Genomic DNA, 11360 nt, shown 5'->3' with positions numbered 1-11360 from the left:
TCCGGCACCGGGCTCGCCGGTTCCTCGCTGCAGCGCGGTGGCCGCGCTGAAGGAGGAACCGGCTCGCCCCAGGCCGGGCCGCAGCGGCGTCGAGCGACCCCGCCCACCGCGGCGAGTCCGTCGCCCCGGCTCCGCGAGGCGGACGCAGGTCACGCAGACATCGCGGCCTCCTCGGGCTGAGCCGTCTGCGGACGGTTTCGGCGACGGCCCAACAGGAAGTACGCCTGCAGTGCCGTGTACACGAGGATCGCGGCACCCACCCACGCACTCATGTGCAACGCCGTCACGAAGGATTCGCGGGCGGTGCTCAGCAGCTCCGCCCCCTCGGCGGCGGGCAGGCCGTGCGCAGTGGCTACCGCACCGCCCAGGGTGTCGTGTGCCGCCGCGGGTGCGGTGGCGGGCAGGCCCGACTGGTAGACCGCCGTGGCGAGGCTGCCCAGCAGGGCGGTGCCCAGTGCGCCGCCCAGTTCGTAACCCGTTTCCGAGATCGCCGACGCGGCACCGGCGCGGTTGACCGGGGCGGCGGAGATCACGAGGTCGTTCGTGAGGGTTTCGGACAGGGCCACCCCGCCGCCGACCAGGACGAACGCCACCACGACCGCGGCCAGTCCGGCCTCGGCCCCGATGGTGGTCAGGACCAGGAAGCCGGCCGCGCCGAGGAGCAGGCCGCCGCTGACCAGGACCGGCACCCGGACCCGGCGAGCGAGCCAGGCCGCCGCGAGGGCTCCGACGACGCCGGCGACCGTCGCCGGCAGCATCCACAGCGCTGCGACGAGCGGCGTCAGCCCGAGCACGAGCTGCAGGTACTGCGGCAGCAGGAACAGCAGCCCGACCAGGGCGAACACGCCCAGCAGGTTCGTGATCACCGAACCGGCGAACTTGCGGTTGGCGAACAGCGCGAGGTCCAGCATCGGCTGGTCAAGCCGCCGTTGCCGGCGCACGAACAGCACGCCCAGCGCGAGCCCGAGCACCATCGCGGCACCCGCCGACCACGTCATCCCCGACGTCGCGGCGATCTTCACGCCGTAGACGACCGGCAGCATCGTGCCCAGCGACAGCAGCGCCGACCACGGGTCGAAGCGGCCCGGGTTCGGATCGCGGAACTCCGGCAGCAGCATCGGGCCCGCGACGAGCAGCAGCACCATCACCGGCACGTTGATCAGGAAGACCGAACCCCACCAGAAGTGCTCGAGCAGCCAGCCGCCGACGACCGGGCCGACCGCCATCCCGCCGGAGAACGCCGCGCTCCAGATCGCCACCGCGGTACGCCGCGTGCGGTCCTCGGTGAAGATGCTGCGGATCAGCGACAGCGTGGACGGCATCAGCGTCGCACCGCCGACGCCCAGCAGCGCCCGCGCGACGATCAGCATCAGCGGGGACGTCGCGAACGCCGCCAGCACCGAGGCCGCGCCGAACGCGGCACCGCCGATGAGCAGCAGCCGCCGCCTGCCGATCCGGTCGCCCAGCGTGCCCATGAAGACCAGCAATCCGGCCAGGACGAACGAGTAGACGTCGACGATCCACAGCTGTTCCGCGCCCGTGGGCGCGAGGTCCTCGCTGAGGTAGGGCAGGGCGAACCCCAGGACTGTCGTATCCACGCTGATCAAGAGGACCGGCAGCACCAGCACTGCCAAAGCCCACCACTGGCCTCCGCGCCGCACCATGGCGCACTCTTCCTTTCTTATACCGTCCAGACGGTACAGTTTCGTTCCTGAGGTAGAAGGTAAACCGTCTGGACGGTATAGTCAAGGTGATGGCTAAACCTTCAGCACGTGAACGCATCCTCGGTTCGTACGAGGTCATCCTCGCCGACCGCGGCCCGGCCGAGATCACCCTCGACGCCGTCGCCGCGCACGCCGGGGTGTCCAAAGGCGGCCTGCTCTACCACTTCGGTTCGAAGGACGCCCTGCGCGACGGCCTGCTCGAACGCCTGGAGCGGCTGACCGACGAAGACCTCGAACGCGCGCGCAACGCGCCGGAAGGCGTGGTCCGGCACTACCTGCGCTCGTCGATCACCGACGTCACGCGCGACCTGGCACTGCACCGCACGACGATGGCGGCGCTCCGGCTGGTGCTCAACGACCCGGTCGCGGCGGAGGTGTCGCGCCGCTGCACCGAACGCACCCGCGAGCTGATGCTGGAGCACGTCGAGGACCCGGTGGCGGCGGAGCTGGTGATGCTGGTCGGCGAGGGCCTCTACATGCGCGCGGCGCTGGGCGAAGAGGTGACCGACGGCCTGCTGGAGCAGATCGAGGAAATCGCGGACCGGATCGAGGCCGGGACACCGGCCAAGGCCGCGCTCGCGGCGGGACACCGGAAAGACTGAGGCCTGGGCACGGCGGCACTCGCCGGGCGCGCGGCACTCGCGGCAGGGCACCGGAAGGACCGAGGTCCGGCCGTGGCGAGAAGCCAGCCCGGCCGGACCGACGCGAAGCCCCTCACTACCACAACCAGCGCGAGGCCCGCGCGCCGCCGACCCGGCACAGGGCCAGCTCCGAACACCGAAGCAGCCCAAGCAAAACCCCGCCGCAGACGCCTCAGCGAACCAAGCCGTAAACCCGCTCGATCTCCACCGTCAGCACCAGCCGCCGATCCGCCACCATCGCCGCGCGGTACTCGGCCCAGTCGGGATGCTCGCCCGCCACCTTGCGATACAGCGCGATCAACGCCTCCACCGCCTCGTCCTCCGGCGACGAAGCGACCGGCGACAGCACCGCCCGCCCCTCCGCCACCGCGTACGACCATCCGTCCGGCGACGCCACGTGGTAGCTCACCCGCGGATCCCGGCGCATGTTCTTCGTCTTCGCTCGCCCATCCGTGATCGACACCTGCAGCTGGCGGGCACCGGGGTCGAAGTAGTGCGTCACCGTCGACAGCTGGGGGCGGCCGTCTCGTTTCAGGGTCGCCAGGACGCCCTGCTTGCTCGCCGCGATGAGGTCGTAGAGCGCTGTGTCGTCAGTCATACCTCTATGAAGGCCCCTCGCGAAGGATCTGTTCCCGCCCCGAAACCCCCAGTGACCAGGGGCGTCCGCATACCGGGAGAAAACGGACGATACCCATCCGGTTGAAATCTGCTTGCATGCGGCAACTAAAGTGTCCTGTGACACAACCAGGGGTCGGCCGCTTGCGGAAACAGCCGGACGGGCACACTCTTGCTTGAGGCAACTAGTTGCAGTCGCCAACCAATGGTTTGCTCCAAAGGAAGACCCACATGGCACCTCAGAACTCCGCCGTCAGGCCCGAGGCCGATCTCGACCTTGCCGACCAGCTCGGACACGAGCTGGTCCGGTTCATGCGCTTGATCACCAAGGCGAAGTCCCAGGTCGCCAAACACGGGCCGGACGGGATCGAAAGGGCCGCGTACGCGATCCTCTTCTGCCTCGTCCACGAAGGCCCGCAACGCACCAGCAAGCTGGCCGAGTTCCTGCATTCCGAGATCTCCACGATCAGCAGGCAGTCCAGTTCGCTCGTGCAGCACGGACTCGTCGAACGGCAGGCCGACCCCGAGGACGGCCGCGCCTGCTTGCTCGCCCCGACCGCCGAAGGCCTCCGTGTCTTCGACGAAAACCGCAAGCACCGCGCCCGGTGGCTGGCCGATGTACTCGGCGATTGGAGCCAGGAGGAGCGCGAGACGCTCAACAAGCTTCTCGCGCGGCTCAACACAGGTATCGAAAAGAACAATCCGTCGCTGTCCGAAATCACGGCGGCGGGACAGGCCAAGGGGGCCTCGAACGCATGACGTCCACCGTTGAAAAGCAACCTCAGTCGCGAGGGGGAGCGCCCGCTGAAGACAGCGAGAGCGGTCCGCGGCTGACTCACCGCCAAATCGTCACGATCATCAGCGGCCTGATGTGCGGCATGTTCCTCGCCGCGCTCGACCAGACGATCGTGGGCACCTCGATCGTCCGGATCGCCAACGACCTGCACGGCTTCGACCTGCAGGCGTGGGCGACCACGGCGTACCTGATCACCTCGACCATCGCCACGCCGATCTACGGCAAGCTCTCCGACATCTACGGCCGCAAGCCGTTCTACCTCGCCGCGATCGCGATCTTCGTCGTCGGCTCGGCGGCCGCGACCGCCTCGACCTCGATGTACGAACTGGCCGCGTTCCGCGCGGTGCAGGGTCTCGGCGCCGGCGGTCTGATGTCGCTGGCCATGACGATCATCGGCGACGTGGTCCCGCCGCGGGAACGCCCGCGGTACCAGGGCTACTTCCTCGCCGTGTTCGGCATTTCGACCGTGCTGGGCCCGGTGCTCGGCGGCTTCTTCGCCGGTTTCGACACCCTCGGCGGCCTGCACGGCTGGCGCTGGGTCTTCCTGATCAACGTGCCGATCGGCGTCGTCGCGCTGTTCGTCGTCGCGAAGGTGCTGAACGTCCCGCACAACCGGCACGACCACAAGATCGACTGGTGGGGCGCGCTCACCATGGTCATCGCCGTGGTGCCGTTCCTGATCGTCGCCGAACAGGGCCAGAAATGGGGCTGGGGCGACCAGAAGTCGATCTGGATGTACATCATCGGCGGCGTCGGCATCGTGCTGTTCATCGTCGTCGAGAGGCTGATGAAGGACGCGGCGCTGATCCCGTTGCGGCTCTTCAAGAACTCGACCTTCACCGTGGCCATCATCGGCGGCGTGATCGTCGGTGTGGCGATGTTCGGCGCGATCACGATGATCCCGCAGTACCTGCAGGTCGTGCAGGGCTACTCGCCGACGCAGTCGGGTCTGCTGATGCTGCCGCTGATGGTCGGCATCATGTCCAGCTCGATCATCTCCGGCAAGATCACCTCGAAGACGGGGCGCTACAAGATCTTCCCGATCGTCGGCACGATCCTGATCGCCGCGGGCGCGTTCTTCTTCGCCGTGGTCAAGTACGACACCCCGATCTGGCACCCGCTGGTGGCCGCGCTGATCATCGGCCTCGGCCTCGGCCAGTGCATGCAGACCCTGATCATCGCGGTGCAGAACGCGGGCCCGCGCAAGGACATGGGCGTGTCGACCGCGTCGGCCACGTTCTTCCGCCAGATCGGCGGTACCGCCGGGGTCGCGGTGTTCCTGACGATTCTGTTCAACGTGCTGCCGGGCAACATCACCAAGGCGTTCGGCGGCCACCTGCCTCCGGGCGCGGGCGCCAACCTCGGCGACCTGTCGAGCAACACCAGTGTCATCCAGTCGCTGCCGGAGGCGGTGCGCACGCCGATCCTGATCGGCTTCACCGACTCCATCACCACGGTGTTCTGGGTGGCGGGCGGCGTCGCGCTGCTGGCCACGCTGGTGCTGCTGTTCATGAAGGAGATCCCGCTGGCGGGCATGAACCCGGCCGCGGCCGCGGTCGAAGGCGGCGAGGCGCTGCTGGAAAACCTGGACGAGCCGGCCCCGGCCACGGACGACACCGCGGAGCTGAAGACCGGTTCGCTGTTCGAGGAAGCCCCGAAGGAGCCGGTGCTCGTCGGAGCCGGTGGCAAGCACGCCTTGACCAACGGCCACGGCGACGCGCAGGCGGTGGCTGACGCCCGGCCGATGCCGATCACCAACTCGGTGGCCGACGCCGAATTCGGCACGGCCACCGGTTCGGGCGGCGTCCCGGTCACCGGGCACGTGCGCCGCCAGGACGGCAGCCACGTGAGCGCGGCCGCGCTGACCCTGATCGACCAGCAGGGCCGTCAGGTGGCGCGGGCGACCGGCAACGGCGACGGCAGCTACTCGATCCCGACCCAGGGTCCGGGAACGTACGTGCTGATCGTGTCCGCTCCCGGGCACCAGCCGCAGGCCTCCAGCGTGGTGGTCGGCGGGCACCCGGCGAACCTGGACGTCACGCTCACCGGTTCCGGCGAGCTGACCGGCGTGGTCCGTTCGATCGGCACCGCGACCCCGCTAGCGAACGCGACGGTCACGCTGACCGACTCGCGCGGCGAGGTCAACGGCGCGTTCATCACCGCCGAGGACGGCGTCTACACCTTCAGCGGGGTCGGCGCCGGGCAGTACACGCTGGTCGCGAGCGGCCCGCACTACCGCCCGGTCGCGGTCACGCTGACGGTGCCGGACAGCGGCGTGCTGCGCCACGACGTCGAACTCGCCGGCGCGGTGCTGCTCCAGGGCGTCGCGCGCACCGAGGGCGACCGGATCGTGCCGGACGCACGGATCACCGTGCTCGACGCGAACGGCAACGTCGCGGCGGTGGCCCGCACCGACAGCGAGGGCCGGTACGTGGTCAGCGACCTGCCGATCGGCTCGTACACCGTCGTGGCCAGCGGATACCCGCCCGCCACGAGCCAGGTGACGCTGAACGACGGCGAGGCCCAGCACGACGTGCGGCTGAGCTACGACCAGGCGCTCGACGAGCTGGTCGACCGGTCATGAGCGGAGGTCTGCGCGCACAACTGCGCTCGAACGGCGGATGGCCGGTCGAGAACGCGGTGCTCACGGTCACCGACTTGAACGGTCGCCAGGTCGCGCGGCAGGTCACGGACGCGAAGGGGGCGGTGGTCACCGATCCGCTGCCCCCGGGCGTCTACACCGCCGTGATCACCGCGCCGGGGTACACGCCGATGGCCCGCACCGTGCAGATCGGCTCCGACGGGGCCGGGCTGCTCGGCGACATCGCGCTCGCGCCGGTTTCCGGCGCGGTCGAGCTGCCGCCGGAGGGGCCGTGGACGATCGACCCGATGCACTCGTCGGTGGTCGCCACCGCGCGGCACATGGGCATCGCGAGCATCAAGGTGCGGTTCCCGGACGTGGCCGGGCGGATCGAGGTCGCCCGCCCGGTCGAGCGTTCGACGGTGCGCGCCGAGATCAAGGCGGGCAGCATCGAAAGCGGCATCAAGATGCGGGACGACCACCTGCGTTCGGCCGAATTCCTCGACGTCGACGCGTATCCGCTCATCACGTTCGAAAGCACCGGGCTTTCCCAGCTCGGCACGGACAGCTGGGCGTTGCGCGGCGTGCTCACGCTGCACGGCGAACGCCGCGACGTCACGCTCGACCTGCGCTACACCGGGCACGGTCCGGACCCGTGGGGCGGCGTGCGCGCCGCGTTCCACGCCGAAACGCAATTGCACCGCAACGATTTCGCGATCAACTACAGCGCGATGGTGCGGGCGGGCGTGGCCGCGATCGGCACGACCGTCAAGGTGGAGCTGGACATCGAGGCTGTGCAGGGCGAGTCCCTGCCGCAGTTCTAGAGAAAACCGCGACAGGCCGCCCGGGAACTGTTCCGGGCGGCTTGTTCGTTGTCCTGGGCGAAAAGGGTGAACAGTCTGGTTACCCCAGGAATACCCAAAGTCACCGAATGCGGAGGATTCGATGGTTGCGTACTGCAGCCGTTCCCAGCCACGTAGGCTCTTCGCGTGAACCTCGACGCCGCCCAGCCCGCGCACGCCGCGGGAATCGGCCTGAGCTGGCTGGACACCGCCGGCCCGGTGCTGGTCTGGGTCATCGTGCTGTCGTTCGTGCTCATCGAATGCGCACTCATCATCGGGCTGTTCCTGCCGGGAGATTCCCTGCTGTTCGGCGCGGGCGTGGTGCTCGCGCAGCACGGCTCGGACCTGAACGCGTGGCTGCTGTCCGGGGCCGCGCTGATCACCGCCGTGGTCGGCAACCAGATCGGCTATTACATCGGCCGCGGCGCTGGCACGACGCTGATCGCCCGGCGCGGCGGGCGGATGCTCAACCGGCACAATCTCGAACGCGCGCAAGCTTTCCTGGACCGCAAGGGATTCTTCGCGATCGTCGCGGCGAGGTGGATTCCGTGGATCCGCACGCTGGCCCCGCTGATCGCCGGCGCCGCACGGATGGATTCGCGCCGGTTCCTGCTCGCCACCACGGTCGGCGGGCTGCTGTGGGTGCCGACGCTGGTGCTGCTCGGCTACTACGGGGCCGGTCTGCTCGACGCCATCCCGTGGGTCAAGACCGTCGCGCTGTGGGTGAGCATCGCGTTCTTCGTGTTCGGCACCGCGTACGGCGTGCTGCGCTACCGCCAGGAAATGCGGCGTCCGGTCGACGAACCCGACGACGCGCACGCCTGAGTTTTCACGCCGGGTCGGACCAGACTTCCAGCTGGATGCCGTCCGGATCGCGGAACACGATCACCGACGAACCTTCGAAGGTCTGCGATTCCGTGGCGGGCAGGTAGGAAACGCCGTACTCGCGCAGGCGGTCCTCCCATTCGGCGACCTCGGCGCGGGACGACACCGAGAACGCGACGTGGTCCAGACCAGTGCGTCTTTCGTCGAACGCGGGTCTCACCGCGACCGGATGCTGGACCAGCACCACGGAGAAACCGTCTCCTGCCGAACGCAGAACTACTTTGCGCACCCCGGTTTCCGGGTCTTCGCGCCGATGGCTTTCCTCGAGGTCGAGCACCCGGACGTACCAGGGAACACTTCGGTCCACATCGGTCACGGTGAGCGCCAGATGGTGCACAGACGTGAGCTTGGGCATGACTTTCGCGGCCGTCCTTTCAACCCCTCGTTCCAGACTCGCACACCGCGCCGACCGCCACGGGCGAGTTCACCGAGTTCCGGGGTCAATCGTGATCTGCCCGTCGCCGGGCGTCTCACTGTCCGAGATGGATCAGCGGCCGCCGCCGACCTCCAGCACCGCGCCCACGGTGAAGGACGCCTCCGGGGACAGCAGCCACAGCACGGCCGCGGCGATCTCCTCCGGCCGGCCAGCACGTCGGAGCGGGATGTTTCCGCTGAGCCGGTCGAGCCGGTCCGGCATTCCGGCGGCGGCGTGCAGGCCGGTCTCGACCAGGCCGGGAGACACGACGTTGACCCGGATTCCCTCGTCGGCGACTTCCCGCGCGAGGCCGAGGCTGAGCGTGTTGACCGCCGCTTTGGACGCCGCGTAGTGCACCCATTCGCCCGACGACCCGTTCCGCGAAGCCGTGGACGAGACGTTCACGATCGCGCCGCCGGACCCGCCGTAGCGCGCCGACAGCCGTCGCACCGCCTCGCGGCAGCACAGGAAAACCCCGGTGACGTTGATGTCCAGCACGCGGCGCACGGTCTCGACGCTCTGCTCGTCGAGCCTGCCCGGGGTGTTGCCGGTGATGCCCGCGTTGTTGACCAGGCCGACGAGCGGACCCAGCTCGGCCGCGGCCGAAAAAAGGTCGCTGACCTGCTGTTCGTCGGATACGTCGGCGCGGTGCGCAAGCGCTTGCGCACCGTGGGATCGCGCCCGCTCGGCGACCTCCTCGGCCGGAGCCGGGTCGCCGGAGTAGTTCACCACCACGTCGTAACCCCGAGTGGCGGCCAGTTCGCAGATCGCCGCCCCGATGCCCCGGCTGCCGCCGGTGACGACCAAAACCCCCACAGCTCACTCCCCGCTTGGCTTGAGCGGCTCGACGAACTGGGCGTCGAGCCAGCGCATCTGTGCCATCCACATCCACCAGGTCGCGTCGTCCGGGCAGTGCTGCCCGTCGACCGCTTCGCCGCGCAGCCACGCTCCCAGCAACGCGGTGATCGCCGTGCAGACGTCGAGCAGCGCGCGTCCCCACCACCATTGGTGCATCGGAGTGTGCAGTTCGAGGACACCGCCGTGTTCCGGCAGCACCGACAACGCCCAGTCCAGCCGAGTCCGGACGTCCGCCAGCACCTCCGGCTCGAGCTGCGGTTCGCTGCTGGTCTCCTGCATCCGCTCGACCAGCAGCGCCAGCCGCGGATCCGCGTTGGACGCCGAGGGCTCGGACAGCCGCCGCTCGACCAGCGCCCGCAGTCCGTTCAGGTGCGTGCGCAGGAGCGGGACGTACGGCGGGTACAGCACGGCGATCCGGGCGTCGCCGGCGCGGTCCCAGGTGACCGCACCGGCGTAGGGATCCGTCGTCGCCGGATCGTCGAACATCACCTGCTCAGAACACGCTCAGAGGGCGAAATTCGTCAGCGGCAGGTTCTCGAGCACCAGGTCGGCGCGGTCGCGGGTGTTCGCGATCAGGTCCGCGTTGCGCTGGTCGGAGCCGAGCGCGCGCTGCCGGGCCTCGACCAGCGAACGGCCGTAGCGCCGGTGCCGGGACACCAGCCGCTCGATCCGCTCCGGCTCGTCCGGGGCGAGGAACCAGGCCTCGGTGAGGAACTGCCGCACGCCGCTCCACGGGTCGTCCGGAAGCAGCAGGTAGTTGCCCTCGGTGATGACCAGCTGCACCTCGGGCGCGACCGGGACCGCGCCGGCGATCGGCTCCTCGATCTCGCGGCGGAACTCCGGCGCGTAGACCGTCTCGCGGCCCTCGGCGAGGCGGCGGATCAGGTGCACGTAGCCGGCCGCGTCGAAGGTGTCCGGCGCGCCCTTGCGGTCGGTGCGGCCGAGCCGCTGCAGTTCGACCTGGGCCAGGTGGAAACCGTCCATCCCGACGACCGCGGCCCGCGAACCGAGCGCGTTGGCGATCGCCCAGGCCAGCGTGGTCTTGCCGGAGGCGGGCGCGCCGATGATGCCGAGCACGTGCCGTTCCCGCGGTTTGGCCAGCTTCTCGGCCCGCGCCAGCAGATCCTCGAACGCCGTCATCGCACTCCCTCTTCTCTGCTCTTCGCCAGTTCCCCGACCGGCCCGGTCCACGAACGCGGACCCACGTGCCGGACGCGCTCCGCGGCCACCGCGTTCGCGTATCCGATCCAGTCGGGCACCGCGCCTTCCCGCGTCGCCACCGCGTACGCGAGCGCACCGTGCCACACGTCTCCGGCCCCCAGAGTGTCCCGCGCTTCGACGAGCGGCACGGGGACCTGCCCAGAGTCTTCCGTAGTGCTCCAGGCGACCGGCTCCGGGCCTGCCGTCGTGATCGTCACTGACACTCCGCGTTCGGCCAAACTCGGTGCGGGAGCACGGAACCTTGCGGAACAGGCTGCCACGCGGACCAGTGGCAGCAACTGGTCCAGTACCGGTTTCCAGCTGCCCGCGTCCAGGATGACCGGCACTTCGCGCGTGCAGGCTTCCTGGGCAACAGCAAGTGCTAGCTCGGGATGGTGCCCGTCGACGAGGACGGCGTCTACGCGCTCGAAAATCGGGGCGAGGTCAGGCAGTTCCAGCGGCTCGTCGGAGGCGGCGTTGCGGGAGACGACGGTGCGTTCGCCGTCGTTCTCCCGGACTACGACCGCGCTGACCGGCGGTGCCTGCGTACGTTCTGGAGCGAGGTCGACCAGGTCGACGCCACAGGCTTCGAGGTCATTGCGGGCGAGCGCGGCCAGCGGGTGTGCGCCGAGAGCCGTCACGAGGGTCGCTTCTGCACCGAGCGCCGCGACGGTCACCGCGGCGTTCGTCGCGGGCCCACCGGCCGCGACATCCACCTGCAGCGACTGCACTTTTTCGCTCGGCTCCGGGAATTCCGCGACCCGCTGTACGACATCGACGGTGCACAACCCCGCCAGCAGCAC

Annotated in this window: 12 protein-coding genes; 5 read left to right on the top strand and 7 right to left on the bottom strand. The window is 69.5% G+C overall.

Going from position 1 to position 11360, the window contains the following annotated elements; translation table 11 throughout:
* Positions 1-149 precede the first annotated feature (149 nt).
* A complete protein-coding gene (locus ACWGIC_RS00150; RefSeq protein ID WP_452073671.1) occupies positions 150-1664 on the bottom strand; it encodes an MFS transporter in 1515 nt (504 codons plus the stop codon).
* Positions 1665-1753: 89 nt separating this feature from the next.
* On the opposite strand from ACWGIC_RS00150, the gene ACWGIC_RS00145 reads away from it, so the two are divergent.
* Positions 1754-2326, top strand: a complete 573-nt coding sequence (locus ACWGIC_RS00145; protein ID WP_452073670.1) for a TetR/AcrR family transcriptional regulator — start codon at positions 1754-1756, stop codon at positions 2324-2326.
* A 211-nt stretch (positions 2327-2537) separates the two neighbouring features.
* Here the strand turns inward: ACWGIC_RS00145 and ACWGIC_RS00140 are convergent, their stop codons facing one another.
* Positions 2538-2963, bottom strand: coding sequence for a PPOX class F420-dependent oxidoreductase (locus tag ACWGIC_RS00140; protein ID WP_452073669.1), 426 nt, complete (start codon positions 2961-2963; stop codon positions 2538-2540).
* A 248-nt stretch (positions 2964-3211) separates the two neighbouring features.
* Between ACWGIC_RS00140 and ACWGIC_RS00135 the strand changes: the two genes are divergently transcribed.
* The 4 genes from ACWGIC_RS00135 (at position 3212) to ACWGIC_RS00120 (ending at position 8024) form a co-directional block, all read left to right on the top strand.
* Positions 3212-3739, top strand: a complete 528-nt coding sequence (locus ACWGIC_RS00135; RefSeq protein WP_452073668.1) for a MarR family winged helix-turn-helix transcriptional regulator — start codon at positions 3212-3214, stop codon at positions 3737-3739.
* On the top strand, positions 3736-6360 hold the full coding sequence (locus ACWGIC_RS00130; RefSeq protein ID WP_452073667.1) for an MFS transporter: 2625 nt from the start codon (positions 3736-3738) through the stop codon (positions 6358-6360). Before ACWGIC_RS00135 ends, ACWGIC_RS00130 begins: the two co-directional genes overlap by 4 nt.
* Positions 6357-7181, top strand: coding sequence for a YceI family protein (locus tag ACWGIC_RS00125; protein ID WP_452073666.1), 825 nt, complete (start codon positions 6357-6359; stop codon positions 7179-7181). Before ACWGIC_RS00130 ends, ACWGIC_RS00125 begins: the two co-directional genes overlap by 4 nt.
* Before the next feature lie 165 nt (positions 7182-7346).
* On the top strand, positions 7347-8024 hold the full coding sequence (locus ACWGIC_RS00120; protein WP_452073665.1) for a DedA family protein: 678 nt from the start codon (positions 7347-7349) through the stop codon (positions 8022-8024).
* 4 nt (positions 8025-8028) lie between these two features.
* Here the strand turns inward: ACWGIC_RS00120 and ACWGIC_RS00115 are convergent, their stop codons facing one another.
* From ACWGIC_RS00115 to ACWGIC_RS00095, 5 genes are all read right to left on the bottom strand, one after another.
* A complete protein-coding gene (locus ACWGIC_RS00115; RefSeq protein WP_452073664.1) occupies positions 8029-8439 on the bottom strand; it encodes a VOC family protein in 411 nt (136 codons plus the stop codon).
* Between the two features lie 132 nt (positions 8440-8571).
* A complete protein-coding gene (locus ACWGIC_RS00110) occupies positions 8572-9315 on the bottom strand; it encodes an SDR family oxidoreductase (protein WP_452073663.1) in 744 nt (247 codons plus the stop codon).
* A gap of 3 nt (positions 9316-9318) precedes the next feature.
* The gene (locus tag ACWGIC_RS00105) at positions 9319-9843 is read right to left on the bottom strand and encodes a hypothetical protein (protein ID WP_452073662.1); all 525 of its coding nucleotides are present in this window, start codon (positions 9841-9843) and stop codon (positions 9319-9321) included.
* Between the two features lie 18 nt (positions 9844-9861).
* Positions 9862-10497 (bottom strand): nucleoside/nucleotide kinase family protein, encoded by a 636-nt coding sequence (locus ACWGIC_RS00100; protein WP_452073661.1) that lies wholly within the window; start codon positions 10495-10497, stop codon positions 9862-9864.
* Positions 10494-11360, bottom strand: coding sequence for a PfkB family carbohydrate kinase (locus ACWGIC_RS00095; protein WP_452073916.1), 867 nt, complete (start codon positions 11358-11360; stop codon positions 10494-10496). The genes ACWGIC_RS00100 and ACWGIC_RS00095 overlap by 4 nt, the downstream gene beginning before the upstream one ends.

The organism is Amycolatopsis sp. NPDC054798 (genome assembly GCF_053611505.1).
Note: the sequence above shows the minus strand (reverse complement) of the source record. Positions and strands in the feature narration are given on the sequence as shown.

What these genes read in the sequence shown, in the direction of transcription:
- ACWGIC_RS00105 (WP_452073662.1), bottom strand. Translation starts at nt 9,843, where the DNA reads ATGTTCGACGATCCGGCGACGACGGATCCCTACGCCGGTGCGGTCACC.
- ACWGIC_RS00135 (WP_452073668.1), top strand. Translation starts at nt 3,212, where the DNA reads ATGGCACCTCAGAACTCCGCCGTCAGGCCCGAGGCCGATCTCGACCTT.
- ACWGIC_RS00130 (WP_452073667.1), top strand. Translation starts at nt 3,736, where the DNA reads ATGACGTCCACCGTTGAAAAGCAACCTCAGTCGCGAGGGGGAGCGCCC.
- ACWGIC_RS00150 (WP_452073671.1), bottom strand. Translation starts at nt 1,664, where the DNA reads ATGGTGCGGCGCGGAGGCCAGTGGTGGGCTTTGGCAGTGCTGGTGCTG.
- ACWGIC_RS00125 (WP_452073666.1), top strand. Translation starts at nt 6,357, where the DNA reads ATGAGCGGAGGTCTGCGCGCACAACTGCGCTCGAACGGCGGATGGCCG.
- ACWGIC_RS00140 (WP_452073669.1), bottom strand. Translation starts at nt 2,963, where the DNA reads ATGACTGACGACACAGCGCTCTACGACCTCATCGCGGCGAGCAAGCAG.
- ACWGIC_RS00145 (WP_452073670.1), top strand. Translation starts at nt 1,754, where the DNA reads ATGGCTAAACCTTCAGCACGTGAACGCATCCTCGGTTCGTACGAGGTC.
- ACWGIC_RS00115 (WP_452073664.1), bottom strand. Translation starts at nt 8,439, where the DNA reads ATGCCCAAGCTCACGTCTGTGCACCATCTGGCGCTCACCGTGACCGAT.
- ACWGIC_RS00100 (WP_452073661.1), bottom strand. Translation starts at nt 10,497, where the DNA reads ATGACGGCGTTCGAGGATCTGCTGGCGCGGGCCGAGAAGCTGGCCAAA.